Raw genomic sequence first — 22,906 nt, forward strand, 5'->3', positions numbered from 1 at the left:
GGGGTCTAGCAATGGTACAAGAGTTGACCGATCCCGTGCTCAAGCCGCGGGATTTCGGTGTTTTTCTAACTTTTCGAGGCAAAATTGTAGGAGCTCAAATACATGGAAATACACATTGCTGGAGTCGATGAGGTTGGCCGTGGTCCCTTAGCGGGGCCGGTAATTACAGCTGCTGTAATATTGCGTCATCCCATTGAGGGAGTGACTGATTCAAAACTGCTAACAGCGGCAAAACGTAAGAAATTGGAAGCAATAATTAAGGGCGAAGCCCTTTGTTTTGCCTATGGCCGGGCGGAGGTTGAGGAAATTGATCGTTTAAATATCCATCAAGCAACCCTATTAGCTATGAAACGGGCAGTAGAGGCTCTGGCCATTCGACCCGATGAAGTATGGGTTGATGGTATACACCTTCCCGCAGTCCTAATGCCCTGCAAAGCCTTTATAAAAGGGGATAGTCTACACAATAACATTGGGGCAGCATCCATTTTAGCCAAGATACTTCGTGATGAAGAGATGGAAAAAATGGATCTGCTCTATCCAGGTTATGGCTTTGCTTTACATAAAGGCTATCCAACTTTGCAGCATCGTAACGCGCTGAAAGAAATTGGTCCTTGCGCAATTCATCGTCGAAGTTATGCGCCTGTGGCGGCTCTTTTATAAGAATCAAAGAGGGCTGAGCGGGCTCTGCCCCCTTTGGTTTTAGTTTTAAGGAGTGTTAGGCTGCTTAATATCTTGATTAGGATGGTAATCACTCCCTCTTAAGCTGCGCAACAATTTTGAGAAGAAGCCAGCTTTAGACAGTCTAGTTGGTGGTGGTAGTATTATTTCACCAGGACTATCAAGCCAGCTGGGTCTATGTTTGTCTAACAGGCTTGCTGTAGCTATATTAAACGCTAGTTCAACGTTCAAATCCTCTTTTGCGCTCGTGCAAATACCAGGGCAATTAGCTTCCTTACAAAACTCCCTAAATTCATCAAAGGTTACCTCATTAGGATTTCCTGTAAGTTGATCAACTTTGGTTCCTATGATTATGAAGGGGCAATTAAGCTCAGTGAATTCTCTTACATACTTGTAAAGAGTGAGGCATGACGATCTGTCAGTTAAGTCAAAACATATAATCCCTAACTGTGGTTTTGGCTGTCGAAATGCTTCGATAGATCGTGTAACAAGACTTCGATCTCCGGGAGCATCCCAGACTTGTAATCGTGAAGTGTACCCCCCCATAACTACAGTTTTCATTTTATAATCTGGTGTGGGATTAGGGATGTAACGATCTTCATAAGTTTTCTCAGTAAAGCGTCGTTTTAGGCTGGTTTTTCCTGACCCGGAATTGCCGACTAGCATTACTGTAAACTGGAAATCAAAGTCTGGAGCAAATCCTGTTGATGAAGAAGAGCTGGGTCTGGAAGAGCTTTGAGGCTTAGGGTGGTCTTTCATAAGAGTTTTTATATTTTTTGAAAGATTCACCGGGCTGAACGTTGAGGCTTGCTGCCATAATGGTGCCGAGAAGGAAGAGGAAGAGGAGGACGCAGCACCAATGCCAACAGACGCTAAATCATGTCTGCTAAATGCCAGCCCTCTCTTCTGAGCAGCATATTCAATATGGTCTTCTTCGCTCAGTGTCTCAAAAACATCACTTTGTGATATCTGGCCCAAAGAAGAGTATTTCGCATGTAATCTAGACATATTTTTTATAGCTTCTGCTCGTGTTTCATCCCATGAGCTAAATTCCTTTTGACAATGCGTCAGAAAAGTTTTGTCCTTCTCTGATAATGCTTTATCCTTAGAAAAATTGTTTTTAATTGTTACTTCAGCTTGCTGTATCTGTTCTTCGGTTTGTGCAGCTTGCATTAAAGGATGCGTACTTATTATTCTGGCCAGAACATGATAGTTTTCTTCAATTTCAAGAAAGCGATCAAGATAGTACTTATAATCAAGGGCATCTAATTTAGCAAATTCTGGCTTTTCCATTAGCTGAGCTTTTTTATAGATAGCAGGAATATTAGCGATACAGCTAATAGCCTGGGAAAAGGCAAAGTTCTCTGGGGTAAAGCGAGCAGCAGAGTTTTTTATCAAAACATTTTTACTTTGACGGTTTGTACTCTTTGCTATTACTAAGGGCGTTTGTGTTCTTAATTGTCGTTCATCTAATAACAAGGTATGAGGTGTTAGCTTCAATTTTCCATGTTCATCGATTCTTGCAAGCGGTTCATAAGTGATACCATCAATCACGTTATATTCTAAAAACTCTTGAAGCCACTGAGCAAATTTCACCGGATCTGGATCCTGACAATAGAGATCCATTCGCTCCAAGTATATTTTCATCATTTCTTCAAAAGGGAGGTTTCTGACATAGGGAATGCCCTCTTCGTCATATCCACTATGCTGACTCGCATATTTTTGTGTCTTTCCTGAGCCTCTGATAGTAGTACCATCGGGCATTATGCGGGTATTAAGTAATGGGTAACCAGTAGCATCTAGAAAAACAGAGGGTAATTGGGGGTTTTGTTTCTTTATGGGTGAGTTGCTGCTCGTTGCAGCTTGTTCCGAAGTGTTTACCTCACTCATAGCAGGTAACACTGCCTTAGTAGGTAAAGCAAATAAATAAGCGTCTCTTGAAGAATTACGATCTGATCTCAAGCTTTGTAGTTGCAGCCATGCTTCTACAATGATGGTTTTAATTTCTTGTTGAGTTCTTCCTATAAAACAGGCTATAGATTTTTCCAGCATAAAAGCCTTTTGTTCTAAAGTCATAGTTGTATCTGAAACAATTCTAGAAACGATAAGTTGGACAGCTTCCAAGTTATTGCAAAGCACTTGCCCAGTTAGAGGGGCACTTAAATCTGACCCGGAGTCTATAAAATTTAACAATAATTTTAAAATCTCAAGTGAAGAAGGGAAAATGGCTGCCAAACTAATAATATGGACACCAGATTCATCTTTAGCTGTAGCATCAATAGTAGGTATTTCCAATAAAAATGAAACGACCTCCTTATTTCCTTGCTCAACAGCTAGATGCAAGGCCGTACTATGTCTCCGTTTATCGCGAAGATTGGGATCCGCATTACAAGATAACAAGCCTCTCATAATATGAGTGTTTCCATTCTCTGCTGCCATATGAAACAAAGTACGACCGTTATCGAAAAAACTATTTAATAGCTCATAATCTTCTTCTGTTGTACAACTGGCAATTAAAGCGTCAAAAATTTTATTGGTAGGTTCGTAATTTCTAGACCATTCCTCAGCACTACACAACGATTTAGCCTTGGCGATATTTGCAAGGTGTAGTTTTAATTTTCTAAAAAGCTCTCGATCTAACATTTTTTTTCCTGGATTGTTTATTTAGAGGTTGTATTATTCCGAATTCTCGTGGCTTGTTTGCATTGATTTTTTTGTCCCATACACGGCGTAAGGAACTAAGAATGATATCTGAGTCAATTTAACTGAACCTTAAAGATCAGCGTTGATTTTTAATTGTGACTATCACAAAAAAGGTTTGCGGAGAAAACCTAAACATATGCTGAATATGGATACAAAGAGGGTAATACTGTCATTGCGAGTAGGCATTGTTGCGTGAATCTCGTTGCTCTTGTTTTGAACCAGCCCGCCTATTAAGCCTTCTATGATTCGTTAATGGTGATAAGACATGCTATTAAATAAAATACGATGAGAGCTAATCGACATTAATATGCCGAAACTGGCAAGAAAGGTAACCATCGCAGTCCCCCCATAACTAACCAGGGGTAGGGGAACACCAACGACCGGCAAAACCCCCATAACCATACCAATATTCACGAAGGCAGATAGGAAAAAGGTCATGGCCAAACTTGCTGCCAGTAAGCGGGTAAAACTAGTTTGCGCATGTCTCGCGATATGCAGGCCACGTAAGGAAATTAAAATAACCAAGGCGATGAGAATAGCGCAACCGACAAAGCCAAACTCTTCTCCACTGACTGCAAAAATAAAATCAGTAGCATGCTCAGGTAAAAAATTGAGGTGGGATTGGCTCCCTTCAAGCCAACCCTTGCCAAAGGCTCCGCCGGAGCCAATAGCAATTTTTGATTGAATAATATGATAGCCAGAACCTAGGGGATCTTGTTCTGGGTTGAGTAAAGTGTAGATGCGTTGTTTTTGATAGTCGTGCATGACATGCCAAAGTAGGGGGGCTGCCAGGGCAGCTGCAAGCCCTACTATAACAAGAATACGCATGCGAATTCCCGCTAGAAAGATCACGCTAAAACCAGAGGCAACAACCATAATTGCTGTTCCCAGATCCGGTTGTTTAGCAATTAACAGCGCGGGCACAAAAATCATTAATGAGGCAACGATGAGTGATTTAAAGGTGATCGGAAAGGGTTGGCGATCAAAATACCAAGCCGACATCATAGGGATGGCTAACTTCATAATTTCAGAAGGTTGAAAGCGAAAGAGTCCAAGATCAAGCCAACGTTGAGCTCCCTTACCAATTTTGCCCATCAACATCACCGCAATGAGCAGAGCTAAGCCAATACCATAAAGCCAGGGTGTCCAGATCTTGTATTTATGCGGCGGTATCATGGCAAAGACCATCATAATGGCCAAAGCGAATACCAGGCGCATAGACTGGCGAAAAACCATCGACATATTTTGATTGGATGCACTATAAAGAATCAGCATGCCAAGTGCTACTAAGGCTAAAAGTAGGCCAAAGAGGGGCAAATCGATATGAATTGATTTAACAGTCAGGCGATATACGGGGCGTGCGGAATGAGCTTTCATTATTTTGATTCACTTTTTTTGAGTTCAAAATAGGCATCCATTACTTTGCGGGCTACGTTGGATGCTGCAAAATCATTTTCAACCATAACTGCGACGGCGATTTCAGGGTTTTCAACAGGCGCAAAAGCAATAATTAAGGAGTGATCGCGGAGGTACTCGGGGATATCCTCAGGGCGTGCTTTACGGACTTTTTCATAATGTTTACCACCAAAGACCTGAGCAGTACCGGTTTTGGCAGCAACAGTATAAGGAGCTGTTCGACCAAAACGATAACCAGTTCCTTCATTATTGGTAATTACTTCGCGCATTGCCTCAGCAATGATTGTCCAATAGTTATCATCCTTAAGACGCATAGGATATTCTTCAAGAACCTGAAACTCATGTATTTCGCCAGTGTCGTTTTGAATTGATTTTTGTAGAAAATGAGGTCTGAAACGTTTCCCTTTCATGCTTAATGAAGCAGTAGCATTGGCTAACTGTAAGGGGGATACAAGCATAAACCCCTGACCAATTGAGGTAATAACCGTGTCACCTGGATACCAGGGTAAGCCTTTGGCCTGTCTTTTCCAATGTTTGTTGGGTAATAAGCCTGGTGCTTCCTCGTTTAGATCAACATGCGTCAACTGGCCAAAACCAAACTGACTTAAGACATCTTCCATGGCGCCAATACCCATTTTATGGCCGAGATGATAAAAATAGGTATCACAGGAAACTGTGATCGCTCGCTTTAAATTGATATGACCATGTCCGTATTTTTTCCAATCGCGATAAGGATGACTAACACCAGGTAATCTGAACCAACCCGGATCATAGATACTAAAATGCGTATCAACGACTCCTTTCTCAAGTCCAGCAAGCCCCATAAAGGGTTTGATGGTTGAGGCTGGCGGGTAAAGACCTCTTACTGCACGGTTGTATAAAGGACGATCGCGTGCTGTGGCTAATTTATTGTATTCGTTGGAGCTGATGCCATTAACAAAGGCATTGGGATCAAAGCTAGGCGAACTAACCATTGCAAGGATTTCACCACCTTGGGTACTCATTGCGACAACAGCACCTCGTTTCTCTTTGAGTGCCTGATAAGCTGCCTGTTGCAGGCGCACATCGACGGTGAGGTATAGCTTTTCACCTGAGAGAGGATTTTGTTTAGACATAACTCTTAAAGTTCTGCCACTAACATCCGTCTCAACCTGCTGATAACCAACACCACCATGCAAAATATTTTCATAAAACTTTTCAACGCCTGACTTACCAATAAAATTTGTTGCTTGGTAATTGGTAGGGTCAACCTGACGTAATTCTTGGATATTAATACGGCCTACATAACCAAGGAAATGAGCAGCTACCTCACCAAGGGGATAGTAGCGCATAAGCCTGGCTTTGATACTGACACCTGGAAATTGATATTGGTTGGAGGCAAAAATAGCTACTTCTTCTTGGGTCAGTTTAAGTTTGAAGGGGATAGGCACGAAGGAGCGATTTTGCTTTCGGGCTTTATTAAAGTTTTCAATATCTTCATCACTAATGGATGGCAACAGGGTCTGTAGTTTTTTGATAGTCTGTTGCATGTTTTTAACACGCTCAGGGATAATTTCCAGCACATAGACTGGAATATTGTCAGCCAAGATTACTCCATTTCGGTCAAGGATAATTCCCCTTGGTGGTGCGATGGGAATGATGCTCATCTGATTTTTAAGGGATAAGGTTTGGTAACGCTTGAACTGAGAAATTTGCAAATAAGCTAAACGAAAAATGAGCAGAGATGACAAGATAATTATCAGCACAATAAGCAGATTTAAACGAATACAGTGTAATCGAGATTCTGCCCAATCATTTTTTACGGAATTTTTAAATCGCATCTTCTTGTATTATCAAATCTAGTGGCAACAGCGCAGCACTCATCTTAGCCTAAAACCTTATTTGTGATAAGGGTGGTTGTTGATAATTGACCACGCGCGATAAAGCGTTTCTAATAAGACAATGCGAACCAAGGGGTGGGGAAGAGTCAGTTTTGACAAAGACCATCGCTCATGTGCGCGGGCAACCACCACTGGTGCCAAGCCTTCTGGGCCACCAATTAAAAAGCAGAGATGGCTTGTAATTTGCTGCAATTGCTCCAGCTTAGTCGCTAATTTTTCGCTACTAAAGGAATCGCCACCGATATCTAAGGCAATGATACGAGCACTATTGGGGATTGCCGCCATCATAGCGGCTGCTTCCTTTTCCATGATTCGGGTTAAATCCGTAGATTTGCCACGTTTGGCAAGTGGAATTTCAATTAAATTGAAGCTCGCGTACTCTTGCAAGCGCTTAGAAAACTCCGCCACAGCCTCATTGACCCAAGTAGGCATTTTATTACCACAGCATACCAGAGTAATTTTCAACATAAGCGATTTTAACTGTTAGCAGGGTTATGATGCCAAAGCCCTTCTAAATTATAAAAAGCACGGCTATCAGGTTGCATGACATGTAATACGAAATCACCGAAATCAATTAAAGCCCAATCACCACCCTCAAGGCCATTAAGGCTAAGAGCGGGTAATCCTGCCGCTTTCATTTGCTCAACCACGGTCTCCGCAATTGCTTTTACATGACGCGATGAGCGGCCGCTGCATACGATCATATAATCAGTTACAGAGGTTTGATCTCTGACATCAATAACTACAATATCAATTGCCTGAATATCATCAAGCGCCTTATGAAGTTTCTTTAAAAACGATTGTTGCTCAGACATAGGATTGCAATAAAGCCTTATTCAAAAGGGGTGGATGATAACAGTAATTAAACAAAGTCTCAAAGAGTTTCCTATTTTGTTTGGCAAAAGAGAAAAGAGAGGAGCCCCTATTTTTCCCTCTTCCCCTCAAGGAAAAAGGTGCCTGAAGGGCAGACGAGGGGCGTGGCCTCAAGATGACGATGCTCTTCTCGCACTCTTCAACAACAGCCCTTTAATAAAATAGTTCAATACCGCACAGATAATTGTTGCGACCATTAAAATATATAGGAGTGTGGAAAAGGTCTGGCTATAGTGTGCCTTAAGTTCAATAATTGACAACTCACCAGCTTTCACAGCTGTTAATCCGGCAAGTTTGCCCGATAAAAATCCACCAATACCCAGAGAAACGAAAAATATCCCCATCATGGTGCTGACTTTTTTCCTGCTAGCAAGAACTGTTATTGCTGAAAGACCAACTGGTGATAATAGGAGTTCGGCAATGGATATCATCAAATAGGGGGCAATAAAGTGTAGTGGAGAAAGTAAATTGTCTGAGTTCTCACTACCGTTAGAAACCAGGGTAATAAGCAAATAAGCTAGAGTCATGAAGATCATAGCCAACAAAAATTTATTGCCAGTTCTTATCCCACTTTGGGACAGGGTTAACTCTTGCTTTTTTCGTGATAGTAAATAACCAAAAATAATCATTCCAAAGCTTTGTATACCCACGTAGTAAGGAGGTGGGAAGTTAATGCCAAATAATTTGGGCTCAACCACCCTGGAAATAAACAGCGTTAAGGACATAAACATCTGAAAATAAAAAGCCCAGAACATAACTGAGATAATGCATAGCAAACCAATGACTAATGTTTGTCTAGCCTGTTCTGGTGGCTCTCGCTTAATCGTATAAATTAAATAGGTTAAAGATAAAAACACAACAGCGCTAAAAGCTGAGTTTGCAAAAATTGGATAATTAAGTATGTAAAAAGAGCTAAGCCAGAGAATAAACAGTAATACAAAGGTTTTTACAAATTTGCTCAACTGAAATTCATAGGGATGATAGTCCGCAATTTTGTAATGATATGCACCAAAAGAAAAAACAAAAAAAGCGATAATCATACCGAAAGCAGCGCTTAAGAAGGAAACAGACCAGCCAAAGTGTTCGTTGAGTATGCTTGGCAGTGTTGTGCCAAGAATAATACCGGTCGTAATTCCCATATAAAAAATCGTAAATCCGCTTTCGCGTTTTGCCGAGCCCATTGGATATTCATTACCTAAAAGTGATGAAATATTAGGTTTTAATAGGCCTGTTCCTACAGCAATACCCGCCAAAGCCGCAGAAAGACCAAGATCCGAGGTAATCGATGTTAGTGATAGATAGCTAAAAAACAAAAAAGTGGCACCAGCTAAAATAGTTCTTTTTTGTCCTAGAAGATGGTCAGCAATCCAGCCGCCAATTACAGGAGAAAGATAGGTTAGGGCAGTAAAGGAACCAACAAGAGCATAAACTCGTTTATCCAGCCATTTAAAATGAAGAGCAAGATATAAAGCAAGCAGTGATTGTACGACATAAAAACCGTAGCGTTCCCACATTTCAGTTGCAAAAAAAACTTTCAGCGAGGGGGGATGATGTAGTGAATTTTTTTGCTCTGTTTGCACAATAAGCAATCCTTTTTGGAAAAGGCACATCGACGCAGAATAGCATACTGCTTTTGTGTTTTATAGGTTGCTTAAAGAATCAGTTAGATTTTAAAGGCAATCTCATTGACATCTATATCACTAGAAAGAAATTTAAAGCCGGTTTTGCGCAATAATTAAACAATTATTCTATAGTTAGAGATGTGGAACCACTTAGTCTTAGTTGAGTTTAGAGATGCCTAGTGATTTATTAATGCTAAATAACCAAGAATATGTCTATGAAGGGCCTTTACCCGGACGTGGACAAGCAGGTGCTGCTGGCTTTTATGCACCAGGCGGCGATAAAAACAGGCAAGTCTTAATAAAGGAAGATGATCCTGGTACCTGTTTCGCTGAAAGTATGGTTGTGGCTTATCTTCCGGGTGAACAAGTCGGCACGCAAATTCTTCAAGCCAGTATTGGGCTAGTTGATGGTCAAACCGTATCAATTCAACCCAGATTTATGTTAAGTGCTGAAGATCAAGCCAATGGTCGAGAAATAGCAGCCTTTGATAAGGTTGTATTTGGCCGAAAACGTGACCCTAAGACTCTTTTCAGCGAGGAATCACGGAATGCAAATAAAATTAAAGAAACTATCGGGCGTATGACCCCTGAGGTTAAAAAGCAATTGGCAGCTGCCATTTATATGAGTCAGTTAAATGGTGATGAAAGCCTTCATATTGGCCAGTTCATGGTAGTAACTGAAGGAGATAAGATAACAAAAATTTCACGCATTGACTTTGGCGCACTTGGTCGTTTTGCACATGCAAGGACAGATTTTGACCCCTTACATACTTCCGAGCTGTATCAAAATAGCGGGCAGTTTGGTAAAGACTATGTTTCCTACCTACTACAAGACGATGAAGTAAAAAAATATCTTTTAGATTATTGGAAAAAAACAGATGTTGATGAGGTTGTAAAACAAGTTAGCGATCGCTTTGATGAGCAAGTGAAGAATCTTGGCGGTGCAAATGATGCAAGAGCAGCAGCCTTAATTGGTTTTTACAAAAGCTTAGTAAAAGATGCTGATAATCCTAAGAAACAGGTAACTTTAGCTGAGATAAGAGAGCTATTGATAGAAACTACAAGAGAACGCTGTACTCAAATGAAAGCAGCAGCTGAAATCCGTGATATACAGAGAAAATGTGAAAAGTTTATGAAAGAAAATCCTAAATATGCTGAGGATTATGCTGTAGGGAAGGTTGCTGAAAAAATTAATAAATTAGCTGAGGACTCAAGTAAACCAGCAACGGAGCGCCTAAGAGAAGTAAAAAGTCTCGCCTATTCTTCTGCATCTTTGTCATCAGCTAGAGCTTTTTGGGAGTATTTAAAAAGTCTCTTCACTGGAGATGCTCCAGGGAAGCAAGCCGATCGATATGCCAACTTTCAAGGTAAATTTCAAACTGAGATAGAAAAGAGAAATGCTAACAACCAATCTTCAGACGACCTACATGAACCTAGTACCGTGATGCGAAAATAAAAAAACAATATATTAAGAAGCTCCTCATCTGTGTATGATAGCCTGCAACATTTGCAGGCATGGAGCGATAATGAACAATCAAAAAATTATTAAAGCAAATCGTGGAACCCACTTAGAAGCAAAGAACTGGCTTTGCGAAGCCGCTTTGCGAATGTTATGTAATAACCTCGATCCAGAGGTTGCAGAAAATCCTGAATCTCTAGTTGTCTATGGCGGATTAGGGCGAGCAGCCCGAAATTGGGCCTCTTTTGATAAGATTGTTGAGGTCCTAAAAAACCTTAATGCCGATCAAACCCTACTTATCCAATCAGGAAAGCCTGTCGGCGTATTTAAAACCCACGAAGATGCCCCAAGAGTGTTGATAGCCAACTCCAATTTGGTACCTAAATGGGCTACCTGGGAACATTTCAACGAGCTCGATAAAAAAGGCTTAATGATGTACGGTCAAATGACTGCTGGAAGCTGGATATATATTGGTTCTCAGGGAATTGTGCAAGGGACTTATGAAACCTTTATCTCTTGTGCTAAACAACATTTTTCCGGTGATTTGTCAGGTCATTGGGTGCTTACAGCCGGACTGGGTGGTATGGGTGGAGCACAGCCTCTGGCTGCAATAATGGCAGGTGCTAGCGTACTGGCAATCGAATGTGATCCCACACGTATTCAAAAGCGTATTAAAACCCGGTATTTAGATAAATCAACTGAAGATCTCGATCAAGCCTTAGCCTGGATAAAAGAGTCCTGTGAGCAGAGAAAACCGCTGTCAGTAGGGCTTTTAGCTAATGCAGCTGATATTTATCCTGAATTGATAAGACGAGGAATTAAACCTTCATTGGTAACCGATCAGACTAGTGCTCACGATCCCTTAAATGGCTATTTACCCCGCGGTTGGTCTTTGGACCAAGCCACAGAATTACGTATGACGGCGCCAGAAAGGGTTGTGGCGGCTGCGAAGGCGTCAATGGCAGAACAAGTTAAAGCCATGCTAGCCTTTCGGGAACGGGGTATTCCTGTATTTGATTATGGTAATAATATTCGCCAAATGGCTTATGAAGAGGGTGTAAAAGATGCCTTTACTATACCTGGCTTTGTGCCCGCTTATATTCGTCCTTTATTCTGTGAGGGTATTGGACCTTTCCGCTGGGTTGCTTTATCCGGCGATCCTGAAGATATTTACGCAACTGACCGAATGGTGAAAAGCCTGATACCGGAAGATCAACATTTACATCGTTGGTTAGATATGGCCGCCGAGAAAATTGCTTTTCAAGGATTGCCAGCCAGAATTTGCTGGGTTGGCTTAAAAGATCGAGTTCGATTAGCGCTAGCTTTCAATGAAATGGTTAAGAATAAGGAACTTAAGGCGCCTATAGTTATCGGTCGTGATCATCTCGACTCGGGTTCTGTTGCAAGTCCAAATCGAGAGACTGAAGCGATGATTGATGGGTCTGATGCTGTATCTGACTGGCCTTTATTAAACGCCTTGTTAAATTGTGCCGGCGGTGCTACCTGGGTCAGCATCCACCATGGTGGCGGCGTAGGAATGGGCTTTTCACAACATGCCGGTGTTGTCATTGTTGCAGATGGCACAGAAAAGGCTGCTGCTCGTATTAGTCGAGTTTTGCATAATGACCCAGCTACAGGCGTTATGCGCCACGCCGATGCAGGCTATGAGCTTGCACGACAATGTGCGAGAGAAAACGATTTATGGCTACCCATGGAGTCAATTGGAGGTCCAACACATGGCTGATTTATTTACTATCATCCCAGGCCAATTAACACTGGAAACAATTAAACTAATTCTTAAAGAAAAGAAAAATTGTGTTCTGCATGAGTCCTCTCAGGAATTGATCCATGCCTCTTGTGCAGTGGTTACTAAGGTCATTGACGAGAAAAGGACTGTTTATGGAATTAATACCGGTTTTGGTTCATTAGCGAATCAAACTATCTCAGCAGACCATTTGAAGCAATTACAGCGCAACATAGTTCTTTCTCATGCCTGCGGTACAGGTCCCTTACTTTCAGATGAAGATGTTTCTTTAATTTTATTACTTAAAATCAATAGCTTGTCTCAAGGTTATTCTGGAGTAAGGATGGAGTTAATTGATGCCTTACTCCTCCTATATAACAAGGGAATTTATCCTTGCATCCCAGCCAAAGGTTCAGTAGGAGCCTCTGGCGACTTAGTACCTTTGGCACATCTCACACTTCCTTTACTTGGTGAGGGTGAGGTGAGTTACCAGGGACGAATCATCTCCTCAGAAGAAGGTTTAAAGATAGCAGGTCTTAAGCCCTTAGAGTTAGGACCCAAAGAAGGCTTGGCAATGCTAAATGGTCTGCAGGTCTCCGCTGCTCTTTGTATTCAGGCTTTTTTTAAGGCAGAGGCCTTATTTGAAGCAGCTATATTGGCAGGCAGTTTATCGGTTGATGCAGCCTGCGGTAGCGATGCACCCTTTGATGATCGCATCCATTTTACTCGCGGACATCAAGCCCAACGCGATGTTGCTGCTATGTATAGAGAATTGCTAGCTCAAAGCCCGATACGAGAGTCGCACCGCGATTGTTCTCGGGTGCAAGATCCCTATTCCTTGCGATGTCAGCCGCAAATAATGGGAGCAGTCCTTCATCAAATGCGTTTTATTGGTGAAACCTTACAAGTAGAAGCTAATTCAATCACCGATAATCCCTTAGTTTTTGTCGAGCAAGAAGACATCTTGTCAGGTGGCAATTTTCATGGAGAGATGATTGCAATGGCAGCAGATAATTTAGCTATAGCCTTAGCTGAAATTGGCGCAAACGCTGAGCGCCGAATCGCCTTATTAATCGATAAAAACTTTAGTGGATTACCTGCGTTTTTGGTGCAAGAGGGTGGTTTAAACTCTGGCTTTATGATAGCTCATGTTACTGCAGCGTCCTGCGCCTCAGATAACAAAGCCTTAGCCCATCCGCATTCAGTGGATAGTTTACCTACCTCGGCAAACCAAGAGGACCATGTTTCTATGGCAACAAATGCCGCAAGACGATTGTATGCGATGATCGATAATACGGCGACTATTCTAGCCATAGAACTCTTAGCGGCCTGCCAAGGATTGGAATTTCATAAACCTCTAATTAGTTCACCTAAGTTAGATAAGATTTATAAAAAGGTTCGCACTGTGGTTGAGCCTTATACTCAAGACCGCTATTTTGCGCCTGATATTGCGATCGTTAAACAGAAGATCATTGAAGAGGATTTTCTTTTATGAGTAATCCTAAAAATGCACGATTTCCCGCGGCTTGACCCATAGGCATCAGCACAAGTGTCCCCCCTTGTCTTAGCATTACGTCATCCAGAGCGCAGCGAAGGATCTCCTGAATGTGGCACAGTGCTAATCCCGGAGATCCTTCGCTGCGCTCTGGATGACGTGCATTTAGGGTGCGGGGATTCCCTAGAGTAAAGATGAGCAGAATATTCAGTTTCTAATTAACCTTGCAAGGTGTATGCTATCGCCCTCGTTAATTAGCTGATACAGCGTTAGATATGAGCATTGAAATTTATACCGATGGTGCTTGCAAAGGTAATCCCGGACCTGGCGGTTGGGGCGCATTATTACGCTATAAAGGGCACGAGAAAACGCTTTATGGTAGCGAAGCGCACACTACAAACAATAGAATGGAACTAACTGCGGCAATTCAAGCACTGCTAGCACTAACCCGATCGTCAGAAGTCGATTTATACACTGATTCGCAGTATTTACGCCTAGGGATGACTGAATGGTTAGTACAATGGAAGAAGAAGGGCTGGCGTAACTCCAAAAAGGAGCCTGTCAAAAATGCCGATCTTTGGCAGCTTCTTGACCAATTGGCAAGCAAGCACAAAATTAATTGGCATTGGGTAAAAGGTCACGCCGGTCATCCCGAAAACGAACTGGCTGATCAATTAGCAAACCAAGCGATAGACGAGTTATTAAACTCCTAGGATTTTCTTATGCGACAAGTGGTTCTTGATACAGAAACGACAGGTATTGGTCCCGAATTAGGCCACAGAGTGATTGAAATTGGCTGCGTTGAGCTTATTGAAAGAAAAATCACTAAAAACCATTTTCATGTCTATCTAAATCCCCAACGTGAAGTGGATGAGGGGGCATTCCGGGTTCATGGCATCAGTACCGAATTTTTACAAGATAAGCCCTTGTTTAAAGATGTTGTTCGCGATTTTATTGCCTTTATTAAAGGAGCTGAACTCATTATTCACAACGCAGTATTCGACGTTGGCTTTCTTAATTCTGAGCTAAAGCATGCGAATTCTAAGCTCCAAATCAAGGATCTAAGTACAGTCTGCGATACCCTGGTGCTTGCTCGAGAAAAACATCCTGGCCAACGCAATAGCTTAGATGCCTTATGTAAACGCTACGAAATCGATAATTCAAATCGTACCCTCCATGGCGCTTTGCTTGACGCTGAGATTTTGGCCTCAGTCTATTTGGCTATGACCGGTGGCCAAGCTAACCTCTTCGATGATCATGGTGAACAACAGGATAATATTAAGGTTGCGATAGCTGAAAAGTCAGAGGTCTTGGTGAGTGCTTCTCCTGTAATCGCTGCTGACACTGATGAACTGGCTAAACATCAGGAATTTATTCAATTTTTAATAAAAAAATCAGGGATAGACCACTGGGAAAATTAAATAATTTGGTAATGGACCAGCCTTGTCACCCTAACGCAGCTCGTAGGGTGGATGAGGATGATTTTTTTCTCTACTTTACGACGATATCATAGGTCAGATAGCATTTTGGCTTTAAAATCAAAGCCAAAATGCTTAGGACTCAGCAGTTGCAAAGCGTCTGGGCTTCGGAAAATTTCTGGAGCTTGTATACCAAAAACGATTACATTCGTGCCTTTATTTAGTTTACCAATAATGACTGGTTCAAATGTTGACTTATCAATCATCGTAATTAGGTCGGGACAGGCAATACAAGGTTCATCATTTAGCCAAGATAAGATGTTTTCATTTTTAACCCATATCTTGAATTTATTATTTTTAAAACTATCAATTCCATCGATAGTTACATGGCCTACGTAATATCCATCTTTTACCTCTGCTTCACGTTCAGTAACTTGACCAGTAAATAAGATTTTAGCTTGAGTTAATTCTGTTATCGATTGAAGAGAGTTATCTTTCGCTTCCCGTGCTTCTCTCAAAGCTATACCAACAGATAATGCTTTTGATAGGGTATTAAATAACATAACCGATTTCATTTGCTTCAGTGGCTTTAATAAGGTTGCTTGACCTACCAAACCCAAAGATGCAGTAGCCATGATCTTCCCTAGTCGTTCTGTCATCTGTAAACCAGTTGTTTTTTTTATAATTACTTGATTGCCATAGTGGTCACAACTAGCGATAGGTAATAAATTTACATTATGAATAGCAGGTAAAATCTGAGCGACTTCGGGTAAGGCTCGGCCTGCATAATCTCCGTCAATTGTGGGCACACCAAGCCAAGCCGCTGTGGCTACTGCGCTGGATGTCGCTGCAGCACCTAATTCAAGTGGAATAACCGCACTTAGACTAATTTTTTCTTGCTCAAGCAGGAGCTGCGAGGCAGCTGTAGGCATATTTGAAATTATTTCTTGTAAAAGGCCATAATCTTTTCTTTCCTGTTTTACCTCCTCTGATTCAGGGCCTGGTGCTGGCCCCATTAAGTAAGGGCATATTGTCCAGGAGTCATCAGGTAGTTCTCTTGCATCAATAATATGAATTGGTTTACCAGCATCTAGTGCTTCACGTAACATCTTTTGCCCAAACAATGGATCGCCACCACCTCCCGTTGCAAAAAAACAACACCCGCGTGTGAAGTCTTCAATTTGTTGGTCTGTAGTAATTGTGATCATATATCCCTTAATTTAGAAATTTAGCGTGAGAATTGTTCGCTGGATTTTACTCTGATTGAATGAATCTTTCCTTCTTGATCAAGATGCATGATACCTATATTTTCAGCTTTCTTAGTGTTATTCGCTTTGTCGGTGAATTGAAATTGGATACAAAATGCGATCTTATTATCTTCTGATACAACATCAATAAAAGCGAAATGAGTGATTTTTTCGTTGTCTTTCCCCCAAGCACAGTGTTTTTCTAAGTCCTCTCGAGAAAAAGCTTCACCATTGAATTCTCCTTTCACAGAACTTGCATAATAGCGCCCCATATTTTCTACGGAAGATAAAACCCAGACATCATAAAACCATGATTCGAGGAGTCGCTTTGCAATGATACTCATGTTAATTCCCTATATTAATTTAACAAGTTAAAAATGGTAGCATGAGTTTCAGTTAGAACCCAAAAAACTGGAAATGTTCAAATTTTATCCTATAGTTAAAGGCGAGAATAACTCTTTTCGGGACGAATCATGGAAGCACGCAACTCTCGCAAACTGTTGTATTTCTACTTATTGGCTAGCAGTTTTTTATTTGCTGGTTTTAATTCAGTGGCTCTGGCTGAAAGTTTAATTTCTGATCAACCTTATCTAACCCTCGCATCGAATACCTTTGTTTTTAATCCGCGAAATTTAACTTGGACTGCTTTATCAAACGGCAAGGTTATTAAGTCAGGAAAAGCTATTGGTGGTAGTCGATATTGCAGGGATATAGGACGCTCATGCAAGACACCTACCGGAACTTACCGTGTTTACTCTAAGGGCGGGGCTGGTTGCCGTTCAAGCCGATATCCCGTTGGGAGAGGTGGGGCAAAAATGCCGTACTGCATGTTTTTTGCTAAAAACTATGCTGTACATGGGTCCTATGAAATGCCTAATTACAATGCTAGTCATGGCTGTATAAGAGTTCAACCAGATGCAGCACGTTGGTTAAACCAAAACTTTATGCAAATTGGCACAACGGTGATTGTAAAACCTTATTGATAGAGTGTAGATGACGGGATGTAGGCAGAGCTGTAAAGCCCAATGGCACTTAGAAAGCTATACAAAAAATGACCGATGAGCTCCAGGTCATGTGCCAAGGGTTCCCCTCTCCACCGCGCGTAGGGTGAGGGGATACAAGGGTGTCGCGTAGCGACACAAAACCAAAAAAGTGCCCATCTCTCATAGCAAGATCTCCTGGATACCGCGCATAAAGCGCGGTACGTAGAGAAGGCTAATAGAAGGGTCGGCCAAGATTCTTTTGTGTCAGAATTTAGGGTTTATCATTTATTAATTCCGGTCTATATCTATTCTTTAACTTTAGGGGTATACCTATTAACGAGTCAGAATTATTTCGTTAATAAAGATTAACATTGGGGAACTAAAGAGTGAGCAAAAATATGAATACTAAAAAAACCATGAAAAAAAAACCACTAAAGACACTTATTGAGAAAAGAGCAGCTAAAAAGGTAAAAAAGAATAATTCTTTCTTAATAAGCGACTAATAGAGCAAACAGACCATCTAGAATATTTTTTTATACAATAACTATTTTCTATTTATGACCTCTATATTTTTAATTGGCTATATCACAGGACTTCTTTATACCTGTTGTTCTTTTGCGAGCATTCTTGTAGCAATATGCGTCATGGCGCTATGAGCGGTTTTATAGCGGGTATGGGGCATGCTGTTTCGCAGGTTGTTTGAGTAACTATTGCAATTGGCGCTTTGGGCTTTATTAGAGCTTGAGATTCGTCATTATAGGCTCATAGCCGCGGCTCTATTTTTCACTTTGGGAATTATTTTTTTAATCAAGAAACTACAAGAAATGCCTAATAAATTGGCAAATCAACTGAACTATGCATTTATTGCAAACAAATGGTGAGTCTAAGCCCTTCTTTGCAAAAAGAAGGGCTTAGATGTTATTCATCAATTGTTTCGTCATCATTCATCTCTTCATCATCGTCACCCATACTAAACGATGAACCACAACCACAGGTTGTTTTGGCGTTAGGGTTACGGATAACAAACTGCGCACCCTGAATGTTTTCAACATAATCAATTTCGGCATCATTCAGATATTGATAGCTCATGGAATCAACTAAGAGCTTGACCGTAGATTCGCCATTCGAACAAGCTTGTTCAATAACGGTATCATCGTCCTGAATTTTATCATCAAAGGTAAAACCGTATTGGAAGCCAGAACAGCCGCCGCCAGTGACAAAGACACGTAAGTTTAAGAGGGGATTTTCTTCTTCAGCAATCAAAGAGGCAACTTTATCAGCTGCGCTAACTGAAAAGTAAATACCCTCAGCAATAGGGGATGCATTAACTGCACTCATAGGAACTCCAAAATATAATTAATCGTCTTTACTATTATTCTAGCGAATAATTTGTTCTATTGTTGCACCACCAAGGCAGAGATTCTTATCATAGAACACAATATATTGTCCTGGTGTTACCGCACGTTGCAGATTAGAAAACATAACATAATGTTGCCCGTTGCTTTCAGGAGATACTACACAAGCTTGCTCTGGCTGGCGATATCTTGTTTTGGCAAAACAGGTCAGAGGTAAATTGTCATGATTATCAACCAACCAATGAATCGGCCCGCAAATAAGCCCCTGCGAATAGAGCATGGGATGCTGATTCCCCTGGGCAACTACCAAGACATTATTCTCAATGTCTTTATCAACGACATACCAAGGGTCTTCACTGGAATCATGTCGTCCACCGATACCCAGGCCTTGACGCTGCCCATAGGTATAATACATAAGACCATCATGCTGACCTATAGGGTCACCAGTACTCGTTTTAATTTCGCCGGGCTTGGCAAGAATAAACTCTTTTAGAAAGGACTTAAAGCGCTTCTCGCCAATAAAGCAGATACCTGTAGAGTCTTTTTTATCATGAGTAATTAAGCCAAGCTCTTTGGCAAATTCTCTAATTTGTGCCTTTTGATAATCGCCAATTGGAAAAAGTGTTTTGGATAAAGCAGTCGGCTCAACGGCATGTAGAAAATATGTTTGGTCTTTTTCTCTATCCTTCGCTTTAAGCAATTCGCCATTACGAACCTTGGCATAATGGCCCGTGGCAATATAATCAGCTCCCAGGCTCATAGCATGATTTAAAAAAGCGTTAAATTTGATTTCCTTATTACATAGTACATCAGGATTGGGTGTGCGTCCTTTTTCATATTCATGGAGAAAATAACTAAATACCCGATCCCAGTATTCCTGTGAAAAATTGATAGTGTGCAGAGGGATTCGAAGTTTATTACACACCGCTTGAGCATCAGCAAGATCGTTGGCTGCAGCACAATAACCATCCGAATCATCCTGTTCCCAATTCTTCATGAACAAACCTTCAACCTGATAGCCTTCTTCACGAAGAAGCCAGGCTGCAACAGAAGAATCAACCCCACCTGACATGCCAATAATCACTTTAGCTTTCATAAAATATAAAAATGTATAAAAAAAAAGCTATTTTACGTTATAATAGAATATTTTGAAATCTCATTTTGTTATTATTAGGTAATAGGTTAGCTGCGTCACCCAAACAAAGAGCGAGCAAGATTGACACCGTGCCATATTCAAGAGATCCTTCGCTTCGCTCTGGATGACGGAACCTAAGAGACCTATTGCGAACGCGGTAACGGAGATTTAATAAAGGCTATAAATATTATGTTAATAAATCTAAAAAGCAGCGCAACAATGGCTGAGCCATCAAGTGTTACAGTTGAGCTTAGTGAGCGGTTACCTGTTTATGTAAGCTCTCCTTGCTCAGTAAATTGTCAGTATAAGGTGAAAGCATTTAAGGATTACTACTTGATTACACTGCAAATTGACTCCTTCCTACCTCTGACTTGCCAACGCTGTCTTGGTGAATTTACTCATCATTATAAAAACCAGACCGAGTTAGCAATCTGCGATTCAGAGGAAACCGCTGAAAGGATGATGAGTGAACATGAGTGCCTGGTTGCTACATATCAGGTTGATTTGCAGGAATTGCTAACCGATGATTTACATCTTTATGCCCCTGCATTTCACTCTAATATGAGTGATTGTGATCATGAAATCGATAAATTTATACACGTAGAAACAGAATAAAATCATAAAATATTCTCTAAGACTTGGATTACCGAGAAAAAATCGGTAATATTCCGCCCCAACAAATGCAAATTGTTTAGGAGTAATACAATGGCCGTACAACAAAATAAGAAATCACGTTCACGACGTGATATGCGTCGTTCCCACGATGCTTTAACCAAACCAACTTTATCAGTTGATGCAACTACAGGTGAGACTCATCGCCGTCATCACATCACAGAAGATGGTTACTATCGTGGTCGTAAAGTGATAGATACTGATAATGTTTACGAAGAACAAGAGTAATTCGCTTGAAAAACATCACCATTGCAATTGATGCGATGGGTGGGGATCATGGTTTAAACGTTGTGATTCCTGCTTGTGTCCGTGCAGCTCGACACAACCCTGATTTGAAGTTGTTGTTAGTTGGTGATCAGAGTCAGGTGACCTCGTATCTTAAAAAACTAGGCGCTTCTAGTAATAATCAATTTACCGTCGTTCATGCCTCGGAGATTGTCACTATGGATGAGTTGCCATCGCATGCGATGCGCAACAAAAAAGATTCTTCCATGCGTGTGGCAATTAACCTTGTCAAAGAAGGGCGGGCTCAAGCCTGTGTGAGTGCTGGTAATACTGGTGCTCTCATGGCTACAGCTCGTTTTGTATTGAAAACCCTACCAGGAATTGACCGCCCAGCGATTATTGCGGAGTTACCTACTTTACAAGGTAGAACTCGTGTTATTGATCTTGGCGCTAATGTTGATTCTTGTGCCGAGCATCTGTTCCAGTTTGCTGTTATGGGATCGGCATTGATCCAAGCTGTTGATAAAAAAGATAAACCCAGGATAGCTGTACTTAATATCGGGGTAGAGGAAATAAAAGGCAATGATCAGGTCAAACGCACCGCACACATGCTTGCAGAGTGCAATCTTATGAACTATGTAGGCTATGTTGAGGGCGATCATTTCTACTCAGGTGAAGTTGATCTTGTCGTTTGCGATGGTTTTGTTGGTAATGTTGCCTTAAAAGCAAGTGAAGGCCTTGCAAAATTAATGCTTTCGGGATTAAAAGAGTCTTTTACCAGGAATGCCTTTGCAAAATTGGCTGGGTTTGTTGCTATGCCTGCTTTAGGGCATCTTAAAAAGCGCATGGATCCCGCCCGTTATAATGGCGCTACCTTATTGGGCTTAAATGGTGTTGTTATTAAAAGTCATGGTGGGGCGACAGAACTTGCATTTCAAAATGCAATTGAACAAGCCATGCTGCAAGTTAGGAATAATGTGATCGATTTGGTAAGAGATCAAATAACCGATTTTATAAATCAAGGCTTGTTATTATGAAAAATGCCGTTATAAATGGAACTGGCAGTTATTTACCTGAGAAATCAGTATCTAACCAGGATTTGGAATCTACTCTTGAAACTAGCCATGAATGGATTTTATCAAGAACAGGTATAGCCAGTAGGCATATAGCATCTGAGCATGAAACCACTTCATATATGGCATGCCAAGCTGCAATCAAAGCTATTGAAGCTTCAAATATTGACGCTGAAGAACTTGATTTGATATTGGTTGCTACTTGCACACCCAATCATTTTTTCCCAAGCATGGCTTGTCACGTACAAAAAGCACTTAAGATAACCCGTCCTATCCCAGCTTTTGATGTTGGCGCAGCATGCAGTGGTTTTGTCTATGCAATGGATGTTGCGAAGCAATATATAACCTCCGGTACTGCAAAGCATGTTTTGGTGATAGGTAGCGAATCCATGTCGCGGGCTTTAGATTGGACTGATCGTTCAACCTGCGTGTTATTTGGTGATGGTGCTGGTGCGCTTGTTTTAAGTGCCAGTGATACACCAGGTATTCTTGCTAGTACTGTTCATGCCTTACATGACGATAATGCGTTGCTTACCTATCCTAATTTTGCAACTGACACAAAAAAAGCCTTTATTGGTATGAGTGGTCATGAGGTTTTCAAGCTGGCTGTTAATATCATGGGCGATCTTGTTGATGAAGTTCTACAACTCTGCCATTTACAGAAATCAGATATTAATTGGTTAGTTCCTCATCAAGCAAATATTCGAATTATCCAAGGTATAGCAAAAAAATTAAATCTACCTATGTCTCAAGTTATTGTCACAATAGAGAAACAGGGTAATACCTCGGCAGCTTCAATACCTTTGGCATTAGATTACTCTATTCGCGAGCACCGAATTAAACGAGGTGATTTATTGTTAATAGAGTCTTTCGGTGGCGGAATGACTTGGGGCGCTATGGTAGTGCGGTATTAAGTTTGTTGGAGTGT

General features: G+C 41.2%; 21 protein-coding genes. 11 read left to right on the forward strand and 10 right to left on the reverse strand.

All coding sequences use genetic code 11. The annotated features are described in order from the left end of the window. Positions 1 to 102: 102 nt before the first annotated feature. Positions 103 to 660 carry a ribonuclease HII gene (gene rnhB, locus BN1094_RS17315; RefSeq protein WP_099909040.1) on the forward strand — a complete coding sequence of 186 codons (558 nt, stop codon included), beginning with the start codon at positions 103 to 105 and terminating at the stop codon, positions 658 to 660. 45 nt (positions 661 to 705) lie between these two features. Here the strand turns inward: rnhB and BN1094_RS17320 are convergent, their stop codons facing one another. The 6 genes from BN1094_RS17320 to BN1094_RS17345 all read right to left on the reverse strand — a co-directional run bounded on the left by BN1094_RS17320 (position 706) and on the right by BN1094_RS17345 (position 9,130). Further along, positions 706 to 3,321 carry an ankyrin repeat domain-containing protein gene (locus BN1094_RS17320; RefSeq protein WP_044012454.1) on the reverse strand — a complete coding sequence of 872 codons (2,616 nt, stop codon included), beginning with the start codon at positions 3,319 to 3,321 and terminating at the stop codon, positions 706 to 708. A 309-nt stretch (positions 3,322 to 3,630) separates the two neighbouring features. Next, positions 3,631 to 4,758, reverse strand: coding sequence for a rod shape-determining protein RodA (gene rodA / locus BN1094_RS17325; protein ID WP_044012456.1), 1,128 nt, complete (start codon positions 4,756 to 4,758; stop codon positions 3,631 to 3,633). Further along, the gene (gene mrdA / locus BN1094_RS17330) at positions 4,758 to 6,617 is read right to left on the reverse strand and encodes a penicillin-binding protein 2 (protein ID WP_044012458.1); all 1,860 of its coding nucleotides are present in this window, start codon (positions 6,615 to 6,617) and stop codon (positions 4,758 to 4,760) included. Before mrdA ends, rodA begins: the two co-directional genes overlap by 1 nt. Before the next feature lie 57 nt (positions 6,618 to 6,674). Next, entirely contained in the window at positions 6,675 to 7,145 is a 471-nt protein-coding gene (gene rlmH / locus BN1094_RS17335; RefSeq protein ID WP_044012461.1) for a 23S rRNA (pseudouridine(1915)-N(3))-methyltransferase RlmH, read from the reverse strand. Positions 7,146 to 7,153: 8 nt separating this feature from the next. Then, positions 7,154 to 7,492, reverse strand: coding sequence for a ribosome silencing factor (gene rsfS, locus BN1094_RS17340; RefSeq protein WP_044012463.1), 339 nt, complete (start codon positions 7,490 to 7,492; stop codon positions 7,154 to 7,156). A gap of 168 nt (positions 7,493 to 7,660) precedes the next feature. After that, positions 7,661 to 9,130, reverse strand: coding sequence for a peptide MFS transporter (locus tag BN1094_RS17345; RefSeq protein WP_281175083.1), 1,470 nt, complete (start codon positions 9,128 to 9,130; stop codon positions 7,661 to 7,663). A 214-nt stretch (positions 9,131 to 9,344) separates the two neighbouring features. On the opposite strand from BN1094_RS17345, the gene BN1094_RS17350 reads away from it, so the two are divergent. From BN1094_RS17350 to dnaQ, 5 genes are all read left to right on the forward strand, one after another. Continuing rightward, the gene (locus BN1094_RS17350; RefSeq protein WP_044012467.1) at positions 9,345 to 10,628 is read left to right on the forward strand and encodes a hypothetical protein; all 1,284 of its coding nucleotides are present in this window, start codon (positions 9,345 to 9,347) and stop codon (positions 10,626 to 10,628) included. Positions 10,629 to 10,698: 70 nt separating this feature from the next. After that, the gene (hutU, locus tag BN1094_RS17355; protein ID WP_044012470.1) at positions 10,699 to 12,375 is read left to right on the forward strand and encodes a urocanate hydratase; all 1,677 of its coding nucleotides are present in this window, start codon (positions 10,699 to 10,701) and stop codon (positions 12,373 to 12,375) included. Further along, entirely contained in the window at positions 12,368 to 13,870 is a 1,503-nt protein-coding gene (gene hutH, locus BN1094_RS17360; protein WP_044012472.1) for a histidine ammonia-lyase, read from the forward strand. The genes hutU and hutH overlap by 8 nt, the downstream gene beginning before the upstream one ends. Before the next feature lie 275 nt (positions 13,871 to 14,145). Beyond that, entirely contained in the window at positions 14,146 to 14,583 is a 438-nt protein-coding gene (gene rnhA / locus BN1094_RS17365) for a ribonuclease HI (RefSeq protein ID WP_044012474.1), read from the forward strand. Between the two features lie 9 nt (positions 14,584 to 14,592). Then, the gene (dnaQ, locus tag BN1094_RS17370; RefSeq protein ID WP_044012477.1) at positions 14,593 to 15,291 is read left to right on the forward strand and encodes a DNA polymerase III subunit epsilon; all 699 of its coding nucleotides are present in this window, start codon (positions 14,593 to 14,595) and stop codon (positions 15,289 to 15,291) included. An 86-nt stretch (positions 15,292 to 15,377) separates the two neighbouring features. Here dnaQ and BN1094_RS17375 read toward each other — a convergent pair whose 3' ends face one another. Together BN1094_RS17375 and BN1094_RS17380 are read right to left on the reverse strand one after the other, a co-directional pair. Next, a complete protein-coding gene (locus BN1094_RS17375) occupies positions 15,378 to 16,496 on the reverse strand; it encodes an S-methyl thiohydantoin desulfurase family protein (protein ID WP_044012479.1) in 1,119 nt (372 codons plus the stop codon). Between the two features lie 20 nt (positions 16,497 to 16,516). Continuing rightward, positions 16,517 to 16,879, reverse strand: a complete 363-nt coding sequence (locus BN1094_RS17380) for a hypothetical protein (RefSeq protein ID WP_044012480.1) — start codon at positions 16,877 to 16,879, stop codon at positions 16,517 to 16,519. 129 nt (positions 16,880 to 17,008) lie between these two features. Between BN1094_RS17380 and BN1094_RS17385 the strand changes: the two genes are divergently transcribed. After that, positions 17,009 to 17,518, forward strand: coding sequence for a L,D-transpeptidase (locus tag BN1094_RS17385; RefSeq protein ID WP_052403360.1), 510 nt, complete (start codon positions 17,009 to 17,011; stop codon positions 17,516 to 17,518). A 918-nt stretch (positions 17,519 to 18,436) separates the two neighbouring features. On the opposite strand, the gene erpA is transcribed toward BN1094_RS17385, so the two are convergent. Beyond that, positions 18,437 to 18,856, reverse strand: a complete 420-nt coding sequence (gene erpA, locus BN1094_RS17390; protein ID WP_044012481.1) for an iron-sulfur cluster insertion protein ErpA — start codon at positions 18,854 to 18,856, stop codon at positions 18,437 to 18,439. 39 nt (positions 18,857 to 18,895) lie between these two features. Then, the gene (gene mnmA / locus BN1094_RS17395) at positions 18,896 to 19,969 is read right to left on the reverse strand and encodes a tRNA 2-thiouridine(34) synthase MnmA (RefSeq protein WP_044012482.1); all 1,074 of its coding nucleotides are present in this window, start codon (positions 19,967 to 19,969) and stop codon (positions 18,896 to 18,898) included. 228 nt (positions 19,970 to 20,197) lie between these two features. On the opposite strand from mnmA, the gene BN1094_RS17400 reads away from it, so the two are divergent. From BN1094_RS17400 to BN1094_RS17415, 4 genes are all read left to right on the forward strand, one after another. Further along, a complete protein-coding gene (locus tag BN1094_RS17400; protein ID WP_052403361.1) occupies positions 20,198 to 20,623 on the forward strand; it encodes a DUF177 domain-containing protein in 426 nt (141 codons plus the stop codon). Between the two features lie 90 nt (positions 20,624 to 20,713). Further along, positions 20,714 to 20,908 (forward strand): 50S ribosomal protein L32, encoded by a 195-nt coding sequence (gene rpmF / locus BN1094_RS17405; protein ID WP_044012483.1) that lies wholly within the window; start codon positions 20,714 to 20,716, stop codon positions 20,906 to 20,908. Positions 20,909 to 20,913: 5 nt separating this feature from the next. After that, positions 20,914 to 21,942, forward strand: a complete 1,029-nt coding sequence (gene plsX, locus BN1094_RS17410) for a phosphate acyltransferase PlsX (protein ID WP_044012484.1) — start codon at positions 20,914 to 20,916, stop codon at positions 21,940 to 21,942. Continuing rightward, positions 21,939 to 22,892, forward strand: a complete 954-nt coding sequence (locus BN1094_RS17415) for a beta-ketoacyl-ACP synthase III (RefSeq protein ID WP_044012485.1) — start codon at positions 21,939 to 21,941, stop codon at positions 22,890 to 22,892. Before plsX ends, BN1094_RS17415 begins: the two co-directional genes overlap by 4 nt. Positions 22,893 to 22,906 lie beyond the last annotated feature (14 nt).

The organism is Legionella massiliensis (assembly GCF_000756815.1).
Lineage (GTDB): Bacteria > Pseudomonadota > Gammaproteobacteria > Legionellales > Legionellaceae > Tatlockia > Tatlockia massiliensis.